Genomic DNA, 17,127 nt, shown 5'->3' with positions numbered 1-17,127 from the left:
CTCACCCCGGCATCGGTGACGATTTACCCTGGTCGGGTGAGCAATGCCGAAGCCGCCCCGGGGCACCGTTACACCGCACAGACCGCCGGTGACATCGAAAGCCGCTGGCAGGAGTACTGGACCGCCCAGCAGACCTTCGCCGCGCCGAACCCCGTCGGACCACTCGCCGGGGACTTCTCCGCGTTCTCCGGCTCCGGCCCGGATGCGCCGGACAAGCTCTTCGTGCAGGACATGTTCCCCTACCCCTCCGGCGCCGGCCTGCATGTCGGGCACCCGCTGGGCTTCATCGCGTCCGACGTCTACGCGCGCTTCCAGCGCATGGCCGGCCGCAACGTGCTGCACACCATGGGCTTCGACTCGTTCGGCCTGCCCGCCGAGCAGTACGCGGTGCAGACCGGCACGCACCCGCGGACCACCACCGAGGCGAACATCGAGCGCTACCTGCAGCAGATCCGTCGTCTCGGCCTCGGCCACGACGAACGACGCCGCGTGGCCACCACCGACGTCGACTTCTACCGCTGGACGCAGTGGATCTTCCTGCAGATCTACAACGCCTGGTTCGATGCCGAGGCGAACAAGGCTCGTCCGATCTCCGAGCTGATCGCCGAATTCGATTCCGGCGCAAGGACTCTCGGCGACGGCCGGGTGTGGTCCGAGCTGGACGACGCCGCGCGCAGCGAGGTACTCGACTCGTACCGGCTCGTCTACCTGAGCGATTCGCTGGTCAACTGGTGCCCCGGCCTGGGCACCGTGCTGGCCAACGAGGAGGTGACCGCCGACGGCAAGAGCGAGCGCGGCAACTTCCCGGTCTTCCGGAAGAACCTGCGCCAGTGGATGATGCGGATCACCGCGTACTCCGACCGCCTGCTCGACGACCTCGATCTGCTGGACTGGCCGGAGAAGGTCAAGACCATGCAGCGCAACTGGATCGGCCGTTCGCGCGGTGCGCGGGTCAAATTCCCCCTTCGACCGCGTGTCGTCGCAGGCTCCGCCACGCATGCTCAGGGCCAGGCCGTTCCCGCGATCCCTCCGCTCGTTGAGCCGGGACGCGACGAAGGAGCGGCCCGTGTCGAAACGTCCATCGAGGTGTTCACGACCCGCCCGGACACGCTGTTCGGCGCGTCGTACATGGTGCTGGCGCCCGAGCACGAGCTGGTCGATCAGATCGTCGCCGACGCGTGGCCCGACGACCCTTCGACGGGTTCGGGGATCGATGCGCGCTGGACCGGCGGGGCGGCCGATCCGAAGGCCGCGATCGCGTCGTACCGGGCGTCGATCGCCGCCAAGAGCGACCTGGAGCGGCAGGAGAACAAGGAGAAGACCGGCGTCTTCACCGGTGCCTATGCCACCAATCCGGTCAACGGTGAGCCGCTGCCCGTCTTCATCGCAGACTACGTGCTGCTCGGCTACGGCACCGGCGCCATCATGGCGGTGCCCGCGCACGACGAGCGCGACTACGAGTTCGCGACCGCCTTCGGGCTGCCGATCCGCGAGGTGATCGGTAGTGACGAGGGCGTCGCCGACAAGGCCTTCACTGGTGACGGCCCGCTGGTCAACAGTGGTTTCCTCGATGGATTGCGGGTCGACGAGGCCAAGGCCGCGATCGTCGAGCACCTGGAATCGGAGGGCACGGGAGTGGGCACCGTGCAGTTCAAACTGCGCGACTGGCTCTTTGCGCGGCAGCGCTACTGGGGCGAGCCCTTCCCCATCGTGTACGACGAGCACGGTGCGCCGGTCGCGTTGCCGGAGACCATGCTCCCCATCGAGTTGCCGGAGGTGGCCGACTACGCGCCGGTCGCCTTCGATCCGGACGACGCCGACAGCCGTCCGTCTCCCCCGCTGGCCAAGGCCACCGAGTGGGTCACCGTCGATCTGGACCTGGGCGACGGCCTGCAGCGCTACACCCGCGACACCAACGTGATGCCGCAGTGGGCCGGCAGCTCCTGGTACCAGCTGCGCTACATCGACCCGACCAACGAAGAAACGTTGTGCGCCAAGGAGAACGAGGCGTACTGGATGGGTCCGCGGCCGGCGCTGCACGGCGCGAACGATCCGGGTGGCCTGGACCTGTACATCGGCGGCGTGGAGCACGCGGTGCTGCACCTGCTGTACTCGCGCTTCTGGCACAAGGTGCTCTTCGACCTGGGGTATGTGACCAGCCGTGAGCCGTACCGCCGGCTGTTCAATCAGGGCATGATCCAGGCGTACGCCTACACCGACGCGCGCGGCGTGTACGTGCCGGCCGAGGAGGTCGTCGAGCGCGGCGGCAAGTACTTCTACGGCGATGAGGAGGTGTCGCAGGAGTACGGGAAGATGGGCAAGTCGCTGAAGAATTCCGTTGCGCCAGATGACATCTGCCGCGACTACGGCGCCGATACCCTCCGCGTCTACGAGATGTCGATGGGTCCGCTGGACCAGTCACGGCCGTGGGCTACGAAGGATGTCGTCGGCGCCCAGCGGTTCCTGCAGCGCGTGTGGCGCCTGGTGGTCGACGAGGAGACCGGCGACGTGCGGGTGTCCGACTCGGAGCCGACCGGCGACGACCTCAAGGCGCTGCATCGGACGATCGCCGGGGTCCGCGACGACTACGACGGCCTCCGGATGAACACCGCGGGCGCCAAGCTGATCGAGCTGACCAACCATCTGACCAAGAGCTACCCGGGTGGTGCCCCGCGCGCGGTGGTGGAACCGCTGGTCCTGATGCTCGCTCCGCTGGCCCCGCATCTCGCCGAGGAACTCTGGAATCGACTGGGTCACAAGGGTTCTCTCGCGCACGGCCCGTTCCCGGAGGTCGATGAGAGCTACCTGGTGGAGGACACCGTCGAGGTGCCGGTCCAGGTGAAGGGCAAGGTGCGCAGCCGGATCCAGGTGGCCGCCGACGCCGCCGAGGCCACCGTGGTCGCCGCTGCGCTGGCCGACGAGAAGATCGCCGCCCTCCTCGACGGCGAGCCTCGCAAGGTGATCTACGTCCCCGGTCGGATGGTCAACATCGTGCCGTAGCGGCGCGCGGTTCTCTGGGGTCACAGGTGTAAGGGCGGTCGCAAGGGAGACCGGGGATGGGAACTGCAATATGACGGCGAGCGCACCATGACGGAGAACGGTTCGGGCGGGTCGGCGACGGCGCTCGCCCCAGCGAAGACGGCCGCTAAGCATAAGAGCAAGCCTCCGGTCGGTAAAGCGGTTCGGGCGGCGATCGTCGTGACCGCGGCCGCGGTGGTGATGAATCTGCTCCTCGACGTCGGTACCAGCGGTTTCTAAGCCACCTTCGGCGTCTTCATCCCGCTGGTGCTCTCGGATTCTCAGGGCCCGCTGCGCACCCGGTTCTGGGCGTACATCCTCACCGGCGCCGCCGGTCTGGCACTGATTTCGATCGGTGCGCCGGTGCAGCCCTATCTGATCGCGAAGCTCGTGGTGACCCTGCTGGTGGTGTTCATCCTGGCCTATCTGACGTTGCTCCGCGGCTACGTTCGGTCCGCCTATCTCTCGCTGCTGCTGCCGTTCATCGTGGCCGTCACCACCGAGGCGCCACTCAAGGATCTCCCGACCGGTCTGGCCTGCTACGCCGCGGGCGCCGTCGTGGCCGCGATCACCGCGGTGGTGCTCTGGCCGAGCAGGGAGACCACCGCGATCCGGGACGCCGTTGCGCGAGTGCTGACCGCCTCGGCGAAGATGATCGCGGGCTCGCCACCGATGAGCCCGGACGCGACGCCGGAGCAGGTCGCCGTGCTGATGGCCGAGGTCACGGCGGCCGACGAGGCGCTCGCCAAGGTCTTTCGCGGGAAGCTCGCTCGCCCGGGCAATCTCACCGCCCAGGAGCGCTGCACCTGAAGACCGGCTTCTGGGTGATCCTCGGTATCGCGGCATCGTTGCAGCTCAACGCGGTGGGATCACGAAAGTCGGTGCTGTCTGTGGCGATCGGCACGGTTCTCGGTTTCGGCGTCTGCATGGGCCTCGTCGCGCTGATCGGCAGTAAGCTGATCGCGCTCATCTGCCTGCTGCCGTTTCGTCTCGTTCCTCATTGTCTGGGGCCCATCCGGCAAATACGCGGTGATCGCGAAGCAGGCAGGTTTCACGATCTGGTTCGTCATGCTGGTTTCGCTGGGCGGGCACAAGATGTCCGTCGAGGTGGGGGACCGCCGGCTGATCGACGTCGGCGTGGGCCTCGCGGTGAGCTTGGTGATCACCGCGATTCTGTGGCCGCACGGCGTCGCCGATCGCGTGCGGGAGGTGCTCGACAGGTCGGTCCGCAGCACGGCCGACTACGTCACCGCGGCGTTCACATTCGTCACCTCGGCGATGACGCACGACGACATCGCCGCCGTGAAACGGGCGGCGCAGACCGCGGTCGTGGCCCGCGACCGGGGTTCGGATGCGTTCGACGTCGCGCTTAGCGAGGGCGGTGCGGACGGCGACGATGCGGCCGCCGGGGAGACCGTATTCAACGCCGTCGACCACGCCTTCTTCGCCGCGACCATGGTGCGTGAACTGCAGAGTTACGGTCTCGCACCACTACCCGATGCCACCGTCGGCGCCGGGATGCGGACTGCGGCGGCCGCCGTCGCCGGGCAGTTCGAGGCTGCGGTCGACACCGCCCACGACCGCCTGTTACACACCGGCGGACCGGTGACCACCGCCGCGCCGATCGACGCCGCCTCGGCGCAGACCGCGCTGGTCGAGCGGACCATCAAGGGCTGGGACGGCCGCAGCGGCACCCTCGACTACGCGATCGGCGACACGCCGTTCACCATCTCGTACGGCCGGGTCGCCATCTCGCTCCTCTGGGCCCAGGACTGGCTCCTGTACTTCCAGTGGATGGCGGTGCATTCGAATGCCGAACCGCTCAGAGCGTGATGCGTTTCTGTTCGCCGACGCCGAACATGCCGTCGATGTTCATGGTTGCGCCGTCGGCGTGGATCGCGCCCTCGTACCAGCCGTACGGTGCGTAGTACTCGGCCAGTGACTTGCGGGGGCCGACGTGCATGGTGGAGCGGACTGTCGGCGTGAAGGCGACGTCGACGGCGCCGGCGGCGTCGCGGATCAGCCACTTGCCCCACGGACCCTGTGGACGTTCGACGGTCACCGGGGGCAGGCGCCAGAGGCGGTTGCCGATCCAGATGGCGTTCTCGTTGAATTCGGCGCGATCAGTATGTCCGATATGTGTTCACCGCGATGCGGACGAGGCGATGGGCGCCGCAGGGGCGCTGGCCGTCGAAAAGGCCGCCCGTGCTCCTCGGCGGGGCCTCACCGGGTGATCTACGGTCCGGGACGGATGGTAAGCGTCGCCGCGCTGCCCATCGCAGAGGATTGCGGGCGCGTCTGCCGAGATCGCCTTTTTGGATGAATTTGGCGGTTCGGGCGTTCGTATGTCGCATGTCCGATATGCGGGTACTGTACTTTCTGCCGCATGGCACCAACTGTCAAGCGTTGTCTGGCCCTCGCCGTCGTTGCCGTACTCCCGCTGGCGGGTTGTTCCGACTCCGGGGCCCCTTCACGCGGTGAACATCGGCACAATACGTCGACCCCGCAGGCACCGTCCACTGCTTTGCCGGTCTCCAGCACCTCAAGTGCGACGAGTTCCGGTTCCCGGGGGCCCGGGCAGGTCATCATCGCCGAGCAGTGGAAGGATCCGGACGGATACGAGTTCCGCGCCGGCATCTACCGCCCGAAGACACAGGTGACATTCGATACGGCGAATGCGAAGCCGGGGAGAGCGAATATGACGATCGAAGTGGTCCTCACTGGCGAAGTCGAGAACCTGACCCCGAAGCGGAATGCGCCGTATCCGGCGAAGAGTTGGACCAGCGATGCTCGCTCGACCGCAGCGCTGGGGGTCGGGTGGCCGTTGGATTCGACGGTCTGCCGTCTGGACGGAGTCCATCCGCGAGAGGGAGCCGTTCCCGCGGGATACGACATGTTGGTGACCTGGCCGAAAAAGGTGCCCGCTTCCGCTACGTGCTACTTCCCGATGGACAGTCAGCTGGTCGCCCTCCAGCCGACGGTCACAGATCCGAAGGCCAGCGCCCCAAGAACGATCGCCCAGGGTGCGAGCCTCCCCTTCGAGAACACGAAGACCTTCCGGCTCGAGATCGACGAGCCGGACGACCCGGAATCGCTACGGAGCGCGGTCATCGACGACGTGATCGTGCTGTTCGGCATTTCCGGAGCCGAGTAGCACGTCGCTGGGGCGCAGGCGGCCCGGTGTGACGGAGACTCCCGCGCTCAGAGCGTGATGCGTTTCTGTTCGCCGACGCCGAACATGCCGTCGATGTTCATGGTCGCGCCGTCGGCGTGGATCGCGCCCTCGTACCAGCCGTACGGTGCGTAGTACTCGGCCAGTGACTTGCGGGGGCCGACGTGCATGGTGGAGCGGACCGTCGGCGTGAAGGCGACGTCGACGGCGCCGACGGCGTCGCGGATCAGCCACTTGCCCCACGGACCCTGTGGACGTTCGACGGTCACCGGGGGCAGGCGCCAGAGGCGGTTGCCGATCCAGATGGCGTTCTCGTTGAATTCGGCCGGGTCGAGGACCTGGTTGTCGGTGAGGTTGAACCCCTCGACGATGCCCTCGTCGGTGGTGCGGATGCCCGTGACCCAGTCGTAGCGCATCGGACGCGGGTAGTCGCCGTGGTGGTCGTCGAGGATCAGGTGACCGCGGCCGGTGCCGAAACCGACCTGCTCGCCGCCGATCACCAGGGTGCCGTCCATCGGCATCATCGTCTTGTGCGAGTACAGGGCCCGATCGGCGCTGAACGGGTGCACCACCACCAGGTGAGCGGCCTCGTCGGGTCCGCAGGAGCCGGTGACGTGCAGGCCCATCGCGGGGAGGTCGCCGCGGCCGGGGTGGTGGGCGTCGACCGTGATGCGGCCGCGCTCGAGGTGATTGCCGATCTCCACGCGGAAGTCGGCCACCCGCCCGCGTGACGACGAGCCGAGCAGTCCGCGCGCCACCGACAGCGTCGGCGCGGGCATCTTGGTCTCCCAGCGGGTGATGGTGGCGTCGTGTTTGTTGACCGCGAGCACCTGAATCAGGCCCACGGTCTTGGCGTTGTAGACCGCGCCGAGGACGAACCAGTCGTCGTCGCCGAGCTGGAACGCCTCCCATTCCTTGAGCCGAAGATTCCGGTTGGCCCGGCGGACGCCGTCGAAGCGCTTGCGGCGGGTGCCGTCGAAGGCGTGGCGGGTGCCGGCGTCGAGCGGATTGATCACGCCGATCGGGCCGTCGTAGGTACCGAATCGGTATTGCCCGTCCTCGACGAGCGCGGGCGGTGGGCTGACGGGAGCCGGGGGATATGCGGGAGGGGTCATCGGTCCACGATTTTATCGCGTGACGATCCGTGGTCGCGGTGCCGGTATGTCCAGAGGGCCAGCGGACTGAACGAACGCCGCGCGCGCGTCACTCTGAGCAGTGCCCAGTTCATCTGCGCGAGGGCCCGGAATGCCTCCACCTGCGGCGAATCGCCGTCGAACGGCACCTTCTCGAGAAGATCGAGGATCGTAGAGTCATCGAGATCCACGGCCGGTGCGGTCCGGGTGTCCAGGGAGTGCTGGGCGAGGCCGGCGTTCTTCCGGACATGATCGACGGCGCGGTCGAGGGCGTCGCCGGCCGCGTCGCGCAGCAGGCCGGTGGAGTCGCCGGAGGTCACGGCCACCGCGGCCCGTGCCAGTTCGCCGGCCGCCCGGTTGGTGATGTACATGAGGTGCACCGCCATCGTAGAGAGGGCGGAACGACCGTCATAGAAGGCGACGTTCATTCCGGACACGAAGGAGTCGATGTCCGCGCGGACCGCGTCGAACCGGCGGGTCGTATCGAGGACTTCCCTGGCCCGGCCGTTCTCGGTGAGGGCGGTGCTGCAGACCTCGAGGACGTGGTCCAGGGCGGCGAAGAAGCGGGAGACCTCGTCGCCCAGCTTGTCGCGCGAACTGGTGGAGACGATCAGGTAAGCGCAGAGCACGCCGACGAACGCGCCTCCGACCGTTTCGGCGATACGGACCTCCAGTACGCGGCTGGTCAAGATGCCGAGCAGGCCGTACATGCCGACCAAGAACACGGTGATGAAGAACGACGAATACAGGTATTGCAGCGGCCCGAAGTAGAGCATGCCGAAGACACAGGCGACGCAGATCGCGATGAGGGCGGCCTGACTGCTGCCGGCGGCCACGGCGAGGCCGATTCCGACGGCGATGCCGAGGACCGTCCCGACTACGCGCCGGGACGCCTTCGTCAGGATCGCACCCCTGGTACTGCCCCCGACGAAGACCAGGAAAGCGGTGAGCACTGCCCAATACCAGCGAGAGCCGGAGATCGCCTCGCCCACGTAGGTCGCGATCACGGCGGCCGCCGTCGCCTGGATCGTCATCCGGGTGTTCGGCGACCAGCGGTCCCACGGCCACCGCCGGGGGGCCGGTCCGTCGTGGGTGGCGACGTCGCGGGAACCGGTCGGGGATCCGGTGGCCGGCGGCGCTGCGGGGACCGGGGCGTGTGACGGTGAGGAGGTACGGCGCGCCGGTGTCGTGTCGAGACCGTGGGTGAGCACGACGTTCCGGAGTTCCTGCTGCGAGATCGTCGCGCGGGCCAGGAATCTGCGGAGCAGCTCCAGATCGTCGGCGCAGTCGCCGCTCCCGAGTCGGTCACGGGCACGGGTCGCGGCCGATCTGCGGGCGTCAGGCAGCGAATGCTCGTCGAGGACGGTGAACAGATCGTCGACCGGCCGGCCCAGCTGAGCGATTGTCTTTGCCGGGTCGTCGACGCTCCCGAGCAGCGCGGTGAGCTTGGAGCAGACGTGCTCGGTGTCGAAGCGGGCGTCGAAGACGAGGGCGGTGAAGTCGGTGGCGGCACAGTCGATGTATCGCGCGGTGTCGAACCGTGACTGCCACGTGGTGATGGCCAATCCCACCTGGTCGATTCGGGCCAGGCGATTACGGAGCCATTGCGGGTGCTTGGCCTGCACGTCGGGACGGAGCGCCAGTGTGAGAGCCGCCGTCGAGCCGACCCGGAGTTCGTACAGCAACAGGTCGATCTGACGTTGCGGCCGCTGAACCAGCAGTACCGCCCGCACCAGGGTCGCGGCAGCGCTGACACAGGCGCCGGCGAGCAGGAACACCGGAAGCTGATCCATCTTCGGCTGCAGAACCAGAACGAAGAAGTAGGAGAAGAACGCGAGTGTTCCGATCGCCGACCATCGGGGCCCGAAGCGGCGCACCCATGTCGCGATGCCGACCAGCGCGATGAACACGATGATCTCGACCTGTCGTCGCTGGGACAGCAGGGTGGCCGCCGACAGGCCGCCGATGACCGGAACGGCCAGGATCGCGGTGGTGACCAGCCGTCCGCGCGCGGTCGGGTCTTTGACGTTGACACCGAACTGGAGGGCGATGATCGCCGCGAATGCCAGAAGCCCTTGGTCGGCATGGAAGAAGTGCACCAGCAGCCACACCGAGATGGTGCTGAGCGCCATGATCGTCGTCGACGCTGTGGCGCTGGCGAGGCGCAGGTGTCCGGGGTCGGCAGCGGCCGGCCACAGGCGGAACGTGCGGGTTGCTGGTGAGCGACCGGTCCTGCCGGTCCGCTGATCCTGACTCTCAGGCACCCTCACTCCGAATCCGGTTCGTCGGCCCCAGCGCCCAGTCGACTCGGGAGGGCATCAGGAGCGAGGTGAGCGGCGATACAGGCATTCGGGATCTGCTTGGAGTCGGTGGAGAACACCAGATAGGCGCAAGTCACGCCAATTAGTATCCCGGCCGCCGTCTCTACTGGCGAAAGCGCCATCATATGGCGGCGGTTCAGGACGCCGAGCAGGACGTACCGGGGAGAAGGAGTACGGGTGAGGGAAGACGCGGAGCTGACCTGGCTGATCGGCCCGGGAAAGGGCACGCCGATCATCCGACGATGCCGATGACCGGGTACCGGCACGACGGCCCGGCGAGCGTGATCGCGACGACTACCTCGGAAGCAGTCCTTGGCAACTATCTTACTCAATAGTAAGGTTGCGGCCATGGCGATCAACCTTGAGCTCCCGGAGAAGCTGAACTCCACGGTCGAGCGTGCTCATCTCGCAGCCGAGCACATCTTCCGGCCGATCACTCGCAAGTACGACCTGGCCGAGCACGAATATCCCGTCGAACTCGACGAGCTCGGCAAACTCGCGAAGCAGGCCCGGGCCGCCGAGCGCTCCGGCGAGGCCGAGTCCGGTGCCTCGTCCGAGGACACCGTGAACGGCGCCAACCTGCGGTCGGTGCTCAACGCCCGCGAGTTGAGCTGGGGTGACGTCGGCCTGATGCTGTCGATCCCGGGCCAGGGTCTGGGCAACGCGGCGATCGCCGCCGTCGCCGACGACGAGCAGCTGGAGCGCTTCGGCGACGTGTGGGCCGCGATGGCGATCACCGAGCCGGGCTTCGGCAGCGACTCGGCCGCCGTCTCGACGACCGCCGTCGCCGATGGTGACGACTACGTGATCAACGGCGAGAAGATCTTCGTGACGGCCGGCTCGCGCGCCGACCACGTGGTGGTCTGGGCGACGCTGGACGCCTCGCTCGGGCGCGCCGCCATCAAGAGCTTCGTCGTGCCGATGGACACCGAAGGTGTCACCGTGGTGCGGCTGGAGAACAAGCTGGGGATCCGGTCGTCGGACACCGCCGTCGTGCGGTTCGACGACGTCCGCGTCCCGGCCGGCAACCTGCTCGGCAGCCCGGAGATCGACGTCAAGAAGGCCTTCGGCGGGGTCATGCAGACCTTCGACAACACCCGCCCCGTCGTCGCCGCCATGGCCGTCGGCCTCGGTCGTGCCGCGCTCGAAGAACTGCGCCGGATCCTGGAGGAGGCCGGACACCCCGTCGACTACGACCGTCCCGCCGCCGCCCAGCACGCCGCGGTCGCCGAGTTCATCCGGCTCGAGTCGGACTGGGAGGCCTCCTGGCTGCTCACCCTGCGCGCGGCGTGGATGGCGGACAACAAGGAGCCCAACTCGCTCGAGGCGTCGATGAGCAAGGCCAAGGCCGGCCGCACCGTCACCGAGCTGACCAACAAGGCCGTCGAGATCGGCGCCACCGCCGCCTACAGCGAGACCGAACTCCTGGAGAAGTGGGCGCGCGACTCGAAGATCCTGGACATCTTCGAGGGCACCCAGCAGATCCAGCAGCTGATCATCGCCCGCCGGGTGCTCGGCAAGTCGTCCGCCGACCTGAAGTAGCCGCACCCCGCGCTCCGCGCGACGCATCCCGTCAGAAGGTCCGGGGCTGGTGCCCACCATGTGGTCACCGGCCCCGGACCTTGTGTCTTGCAGGGGGGAGAGGTGGGGAGGGGGAAGGTGGGGAGGGGGAAGGTGGCTGGGGCGGGGTGGTAACGTCGCCGCGGGGGCGGTGCAGAAATGGAAAGACGCAGGTCGTGAAGACGTTTCAGCTGCGGAACCGCCGCTACCTGGGCTCGAAGCGCGCGGTGTTGCCGGTGCTCGACGACGTGCTCGCGGCGCTGCCCACACCGCCGGGGACCGCCGCGGATCTGTTCGCCGGCACCGGGGTGGTCGGGGAGTCGCTGGCACGAGCCGGACTCGCCGTCACCTTCAACGACCTGCTCTCCTCGAACACCACGATCTATCGCGCGTTCTTCGGAAGCGGAACCGTGCGCGACGAGCTGCTGTGTGAACTGGTCGGGGGGATCAACGACGTCCGCGCGCCGGCCCCGAACTACTTCTCCACGACCTTCGCCGGCACGTACTTCAGCGACGACAACGCGCGGCTGATCGGGCACTTCCGCTCGCGCATCGAGGACTGGACGGACGCCGGGCGGATCACCGAGCGCGAACGCGCCGTCTTGATCAGCAGCCTGCTGTACGGGATGGACAAGCAGGCGGCCACCGTCGGGCACTACGACGCGTTCCGCGCCGGTGCGGCCGCCGAGCAACCCCGCCTGGTGTTCGGTCTCCCCGAACTGGAGGAGTTCTCCAGGCCGCATGCCGTCACCCGGCGCGACGCGAATCAACTTGTCCGCGAACAGCATTGGGATCTGGTCTACATCGACCCGCCCTACAATTCGCGGCAATACGGCGACCTCTACCACGTGCTCGACAACGTGACCGACTGGCAGCAGGGGCCGGTGCGCTTCAAGGCGCGGAAGATGGACCGCCGCCACCTCAAGAGCGACTACTGCACCACCGCGGCGCTGCCCGCGTTCAGCGACCTGATCGATGCGCTCGACACGTCGACCATCGTCATGAGCTACAACGACACCGGCGAGCGCGGCAACGCCCGCTCGGCCGCCCGCCTGACCGACGACGACATCCTCTCGGTGATGGGCCGCCGCGGCCGGGTGGAGGTGATCGACGTCCCGCACCGCGAGTTCACCACCGGCCGATCGGGGATCGGCGACATCGTCGAGCGCCTCTTCGTCTGCCGGGTGGCGGCCCGCCGGCCGCGGGCTGCCTCACCGAGCCGCTCGAGCGGAGTCGCGACCGTGGCGGACCGGTCGGAGGATGCCCCGGCATGCGGATCGAGTGAAGCCCCGACCGCGGCGGCTCGGTCGGGGGCGGCCCCGGCACGCCGGTCGGGCGGAGTCGAGAGGTCGACCGACATCTCCGTCGAGACCACCTCGGTGATCCGCAGTCCGCTCAACTACACCGGGAACAAGAAGCGCCTGGTCCGCGAGATCATCCCGCTGCTGCCCGCTCCGAGCGAGTCGCACCGGCGCTTCGTCGACGTCTTCGGCGGTTCGATGACCGTCGGCATGAACGCCGGATACCCGCGGGTCGTCCTCAACGACGTGCAGGGCGACGTGATCGCCCTCGCGCGGCTCTTCGCCTCGACGTCGTACGGCGAGATCGTCGCGGAGGTCGAGCGGCTCATCGCCGAGTACGGACTCACCGACAGCCAGCGATACGGCTATCAGGCCTACGGAGCCAACTCGTCGAACGGGCTGGGCCGGGTCAACAAGGACGCTTACCTGCGGCTGCGCGCAGACTTCAACGCGATGGACCCGGCGGATCGCCGTCGGCCGTTCGCCTTCTTCACGCTGGTGGTGTTCGGCTTCAACAACCAGATCCGCTACAACGGCCGCGGTCGGTTCAACATGCCGGTCGGCAAGCGGGACTTCAACTCCCGGGTGCGCAAGAACCTCTTCGACACGGTCACCCGAATGCACCGGCTCGCGCCCGAGCTGTGGACCCGAGACTTCCGCGAGGTCTTCGGCGAGGTCGAGAGCACCGACGTGGTCTACTGCGATCCGCCGTATCTCCTCGGCACCGCGCCGTACAACGAGCAGAACGCCTGGACCGTGGACGACGAGACCGCGCTGCTCGACGAGCTGTCCCGCTTCGCGGCGCGTGGCGGTGTCTTCGGACTCTCGAATGTGCTGTCGCACAAAGGAACCGAGCATTCGCAGCTGGCCGATTGGGCCTGCCGTCACGACTTCGTGGTGCACACGCTGGAACACAGCTACGCCAATTCGTCGTATCACCGAAAGGACCGCAACGGCTCCCGCGAGGTTCTGATCACCAACCATCGGTGACCGGGCCGAGGGCCTGCTATCGTCCGAGTGACTAGAACACGTTCTATTTCTGTGGAGGGTGCATGAGCGCGGACAAGCGGGCGGTGGTCGACGCCTACGTCGAGTTGCTGTCGAACGGAACGGCCGAACAACTCGCCGATCTCTACGCGGACGGGGCGACGGTGGAGGATCCGATCGGTGCGCCGATCCGCCGGACCCGGCAGGAACTGATCGAGTTCTACTTGATCATCACCGGCCTCGATTCACGCGAGGCGACACTCAAGTGGGCCAAGATCGCGGGCGACACCGCGGTCTTCGAGTTCACCCTCGTCACCGGGACCGCGGGGATGTCGTTCGAGATCACCCCGGTCGACATCATGGTGTTCGACGACGCCGGAAAGATCGTGTCGATGCGGGCGGTCTGGGAGCAGTCGGACCTGAAGCAGTTGTAGGCCACGGCCTGGGCCGCAGAACATCGGCCGCTGGGGCGCCGCCGGGGGAATATCGCCGCCCGCGGCGCCGAGACGGCCGGTCTTCTGCGAACGCGGCCGGGTGGGGCGCGCGTGCGTGCCTATCGGCCGCGGGGGCGCAGGGTCAGGTCTGTCGGATTCGCGTCCGGCGGAGCGGCGATCGTCTGGGCGACGGCCAGGGCCACCGTCTCCGGACTGAGGAACTGCGAGGCGTCGTAGGGCCGGCCCTCCAGGGCGACGATGCCGCGCTGCATGTCGGTATCGATCCGCCCGGGGTAGATCGACGTGACGCGCAGGCCCGGCTCCTCGGCGCGGATCCCGTCGGCGAGTGCGCGAAGGGCGAACTTGCTGGCGGCGTAGGGAGTCCAGTCGGCGCGCACGTTCTGGCCCGCACCCGAATTGAGGAAGACGAGGTGGCCGCGCCGGGCCCGCAGGCCGGGCAGCAGAAGCCGGGTGAGCTCGGCGGCGGCGATGACGTTGATCTCCATCAGGTCGCGCCATTCGCTCGCTCGAGTGTCGCCGACCGGCCGCAGCGTGCTCGCGATTCCGGCGGAGTGCACCAGTGCGTCGAGTTCGTCGATCGGGGCGACGGCGCGCGCGAGGGCGTCGTGGTCGGTGAGGTCCACCCGCAGGACCGCGGCGGCCCCGACGTCGGCGGCGACGGAGTCGAGCGCGGCACCGTCGCGGCCGACGAGGATCAGCTCGTGCGTGTCGGCGAGGACCCGGGCGATCGCGGCGCCGACACCGCGGCTGGCTCCGGTGACGAGGGCGGTCGGCATGGACGCGACTCTACCGGCGGCTCAAGCGGTGGGCCTGCGACGTGTGTCGCGGGTCCAGCTCCGCGTCGCGGCCCATGCGGGACCCGCGGCACCGTGGAGGGCCCGCGACACGGGGTGGGGAGAACCGGGCCTCACTCGCCGGAATCGCGACCGGGGCACCGCTCCAGGGCTGCTTGCAGTGCGGTGAGGGCGGGAAGGGCGTCGATCAGCGCGGCACGGTGTTCCGGCGGGAGCGATTCGACGGCGGCCGCGAGCACCTCGTCGCGGTGCGTGCGGAGTTCGGCGACGGCTTCGCGGCCTTGGTCGGTCAGTTCGACGAGCACGGCGCGCCGGTCGTCCGGGTCCGGCCGGCGCTGCACCATCTCCTTGCGGGCCAGGGTGTCGATGAGTGTGGTCGCCGAGGGCATCCGGATCGATTCGCGCTGGGCGAAGTCGCCCATCCGCATCGGTCCGTGATCGGTGAGCGTCGCGATCGCCGAGGCGTGTGCCGCGGTCAGCTCGGTGCTGGGCGAGTTGCGGCGCAGCGAGAGATACAGGCGGGTCACGGCGGCGCGCAGGCGTCCGATCGCGGCGGGGTCGGCTTCGGTCACGACTCCAGTCTAATACTTAGGTTAGCTAAGTAAAAGTAGTCCTCGGGTCCGCTTGCACCGGACCCGTCAGTGACGGCCCCCGGTGGCGATCCGCCCGGACGTCTCGGTCCCGCCGAAGGAGCCCGGGGTACGACCACCGATGGTGAAACCGCCCCGGCCGATCTCCGTCGGCGCGGACTGCGGGCCGGTCGAGACCACCGCGTCGACCAGCACCCCCGTCAGCACCGGGCCGCCGTCGTCGGACGACACCCGCCACGCCTCGACGTCCCGCCCGCTGAGGGACAGCGCCTCCAGTGCATGGGCGAGTGCCGCCGCAGTCGAGGCGGCCGCCTCCTCCGGACCGTCGGTCCGCTCGGCCGCGTCGAGCAGCCGTTCGGCCTCGGAGAGCCGGATGCGCGCCTGTGTGCCGACGGCACCGCGCCGGGTGTCGATGAAGCTCTCGGCGGCGCTCACCGTGGCGGTGGCGACCGGGGAGCCCTCCGTCGCCTCGCCGACCAGAGCGAGGTTAAGTTCGGCGTCGGCGAGGGCATCGAGGAGCTTGCCCGCGGTGTCCAGCGCGCACTCGGCCGAGCGGATCGCGGCCACCGTCGACGGACCGCCCGCCTCGGTGCCGGCCTCGCGGCCCTGCCCGATGCTGTCGTCGGCGAAATGCACCAGCTCGCGGGCCAGCGCGACGTTCCCGGCGACCGACTGGGCCACGGCCCGGCCGGACGACCCGGTGACCGCGGCCTCGTGCTCGGCGGCATCGTCGAGCCGGTCGGCCAGCCGTGCCGAGCGGTCGGCCAGCGCGTCGAGCCGGTCGCCGGCATCGGTCACCAGATCGCGCAGGCGGTCGAAGGCCGGGACCTGCTCGTCGAGGGCCGCGTCGGCGTCCGAGCACATGCTGATGATCTCGACCAGGAGGCGGTGCCGTTCGGCGGTGCCGAGGCCGGCGTCCACGTCGTACGAGCGGCGCAGGCGGAACGACGCGGCGAGCGCGCTCTCCGCGGTGGTCAGGGCGGCGCGGAACGGCGCGACGGCGTCGTCGCCGGACTCTTCGACCGCCAGGGCCAGCTCGTCCGCGCTGACCGAGACGGCGTTGTCGGTACTGGTCAGGACCTCCGCGGACCACGGATCGAGCACCTCGATCGGCTGCGAGGTCAGTTCGTCGACGGTGAGCACGGCGTCGGAGGCGATGGCGGCCTCGGCGTCGTCGTCGGCTTGCCGCCGCTTGCTGCGGCGGTACAGCGCGGCCACGATGCCGGCCAGGATCGCGAGGACGACGAGAACGGCGATGAGCAGGTAGATCCACCGGTGCGAGCTGGTGCGATCGAGGTCGTGGGCGGTGTCGAGTGCCGCCTTCTCCCATCTGCCGTCGCGGACGGCCGGTGCGATCGCCGAATCGGCGATCGAGCGCAGGTCGGAGGCGGGGAAGTCGTCGATGGCGTCGGCGCTGCCGAAGTAGAACTTGTGGTCGTCGACGGAGACCGCGAGGAGGATGTCGCGGTAGCTCATCTCGCTCAGATCCTGCGTCTGCTGTGCCCAGGCGGCGGGTGATTTGCCGTCGAAATTGCGCACGTAGACCACGTACAACTGCACGTTCTCGTCGGCCGACAGCTTGGTCACCGCCTGCTTGACCTGGTTCTCCTGGTCGACAGTCAGGGCGTCCGCGGAATCGACCACCTGCTCCCCGGCGGGCAACTGGAGCGGGGCGTCGCCGCGTGCGGGGGCGGCACCGAGCGCACCGAAGAACAGCGCCAGGACGAGACTCAGGGCGGGCAGCGCGACCGGGCGCCGTCGAGCGGGAGGCATGGCATCAATCTAATCGGTCGGGC

Annotated in this window: 15 protein-coding genes; 8 read left to right on the top strand and 7 right to left on the bottom strand. The window is 68.5% G+C overall.

What is annotated here, in order from left to right:
* Positions 1-36: 36 nt before the first annotated feature.
* The 3 genes from MYK68_RS20550 to MYK68_RS20540 all read left to right on the top strand — a co-directional run bounded on the left by MYK68_RS20550 (position 37) and on the right by MYK68_RS20540 (position 3,828).
* The gene (locus MYK68_RS20550; protein ID WP_247865572.1) at positions 37-3,000 is read left to right on the top strand and encodes a leucine--tRNA ligase; all 2,964 of its coding nucleotides are present in this window, start codon (positions 37-39) and stop codon (positions 2,998-3,000) included.
* Between the two features lie 87 nt (positions 3,001-3,087).
* Positions 3,088-3,258, top strand: a complete 171-nt coding sequence (locus MYK68_RS20545; protein ID WP_247865571.1) for a hypothetical protein — start codon at positions 3,088-3,090, stop codon at positions 3,256-3,258.
* Between the two features lie 27 nt (positions 3,259-3,285).
* The gene (locus MYK68_RS20540; protein ID WP_247865570.1) at positions 3,286-3,828 is read left to right on the top strand and encodes a hypothetical protein; all 543 of its coding nucleotides are present in this window, start codon (positions 3,286-3,288) and stop codon (positions 3,826-3,828) included.
* Between the two features lie 59 nt (positions 3,829-3,887).
* On the opposite strand, the gene MYK68_RS20535 is transcribed toward MYK68_RS20540, so the two are convergent.
* Positions 3,888-4,088 carry a hypothetical protein gene (locus tag MYK68_RS20535; RefSeq protein WP_247865569.1) on the bottom strand — a complete coding sequence of 67 codons (201 nt, stop codon included), beginning with the start codon at positions 4,086-4,088 and terminating at the stop codon, positions 3,888-3,890.
* Here MYK68_RS20535 and MYK68_RS20530 point away from each other — a divergent pair.
* Positions 4,087-4,851 (top strand): FUSC family protein, encoded by a 765-nt coding sequence (locus MYK68_RS20530; protein WP_247865568.1) that lies wholly within the window; start codon positions 4,087-4,089, stop codon positions 4,849-4,851. The two genes, MYK68_RS20535 and MYK68_RS20530, sit on opposite strands and share 2 nt — an antisense overlap.
* Here the strand turns inward: MYK68_RS20530 and MYK68_RS20525 are convergent.
* Complete coding sequence (locus MYK68_RS20525; protein WP_502798342.1) at positions 4,841-5,110, bottom strand: DUF2804 family protein; 270 nt, start codon at positions 5,108-5,110, stop codon at positions 4,841-4,843. The genes MYK68_RS20530 and MYK68_RS20525 overlap by 11 nt on opposite strands.
* A gap of 294 nt (positions 5,111-5,404) precedes the next feature.
* Here MYK68_RS20525 and MYK68_RS20520 point away from each other — a divergent pair, with 294 nt between their 5' ends.
* Positions 5,405-6,172, top strand: a complete 768-nt coding sequence (locus MYK68_RS20520) for a hypothetical protein (protein WP_247865567.1) — start codon at positions 5,405-5,407, stop codon at positions 6,170-6,172.
* Between the two features lie 47 nt (positions 6,173-6,219).
* On the opposite strand, the gene MYK68_RS20515 is transcribed toward MYK68_RS20520, so the two are convergent.
* Both MYK68_RS20515 and MYK68_RS20510 read right to left on the bottom strand, forming a co-directional pair.
* Positions 6,220-7,305, bottom strand: a complete 1,086-nt coding sequence (locus MYK68_RS20515) for a DUF2804 family protein (RefSeq protein WP_247865566.1) — start codon at positions 7,303-7,305, stop codon at positions 6,220-6,222.
* On the bottom strand, positions 7,302-9,455 hold the full coding sequence (locus tag MYK68_RS20510; RefSeq protein WP_247865565.1) for an FUSC family protein: 2,154 nt from the start codon (positions 9,453-9,455) through the stop codon (positions 7,302-7,304). The genes MYK68_RS20515 and MYK68_RS20510 overlap by 4 nt, the downstream gene beginning before the upstream one ends.
* A gap of 537 nt (positions 9,456-9,992) precedes the next feature.
* On the opposite strand from MYK68_RS20510, the gene MYK68_RS20505 reads away from it, so the two are divergent.
* The 3 genes from MYK68_RS20505 to MYK68_RS20495 all read left to right on the top strand — a co-directional run bounded on the left by MYK68_RS20505 (position 9,993) and on the right by MYK68_RS20495 (position 13,926).
* Positions 9,993-11,186 carry an acyl-CoA dehydrogenase family protein gene (locus tag MYK68_RS20505; protein WP_247865564.1) on the top strand — a complete coding sequence of 398 codons (1,194 nt, stop codon included), beginning with the start codon at positions 9,993-9,995 and terminating at the stop codon, positions 11,184-11,186.
* 194 nt (positions 11,187-11,380) lie between these two features.
* Entirely contained in the window at positions 11,381-13,495 is a 2,115-nt protein-coding gene (locus MYK68_RS20500) for a Dam family site-specific DNA-(adenine-N6)-methyltransferase (protein WP_247865563.1), read from the top strand.
* A 62-nt stretch (positions 13,496-13,557) separates the two neighbouring features.
* Positions 13,558-13,926 (top strand): nuclear transport factor 2 family protein, encoded by a 369-nt coding sequence (locus MYK68_RS20495; protein WP_247865562.1) that lies wholly within the window; start codon positions 13,558-13,560, stop codon positions 13,924-13,926.
* 119 nt (positions 13,927-14,045) lie between these two features.
* Here MYK68_RS20495 and MYK68_RS20490 read toward each other — a convergent pair whose 3' ends face one another.
* The 3 genes from MYK68_RS20490 to MYK68_RS20480 form a co-directional block, all read right to left on the bottom strand.
* Positions 14,046-14,723, bottom strand: coding sequence for an SDR family oxidoreductase (locus tag MYK68_RS20490; RefSeq protein WP_247865561.1), 678 nt, complete (start codon positions 14,721-14,723; stop codon positions 14,046-14,048).
* A gap of 131 nt (positions 14,724-14,854) precedes the next feature.
* Entirely contained in the window at positions 14,855-15,313 is a 459-nt protein-coding gene (locus MYK68_RS20485) for a MarR family winged helix-turn-helix transcriptional regulator (RefSeq protein ID WP_247865560.1), read from the bottom strand.
* Between the two features lie 66 nt (positions 15,314-15,379).
* Positions 15,380-17,104 carry a TPM domain-containing protein gene (locus tag MYK68_RS20480; RefSeq protein ID WP_247865559.1) on the bottom strand — a complete coding sequence of 575 codons (1,725 nt, stop codon included), beginning with the start codon at positions 17,102-17,104 and terminating at the stop codon, positions 15,380-15,382.
* Positions 17,105-17,127 lie beyond the last annotated feature (23 nt).

This window comes from Gordonia sp. PP30, from assembly GCF_023100845.1.
Classification (GTDB): domain Bacteria; phylum Actinomycetota; class Actinomycetes; order Mycobacteriales; family Mycobacteriaceae; genus Gordonia.
This window is presented reverse-complemented; position numbering and strand designations above follow the sequence as displayed.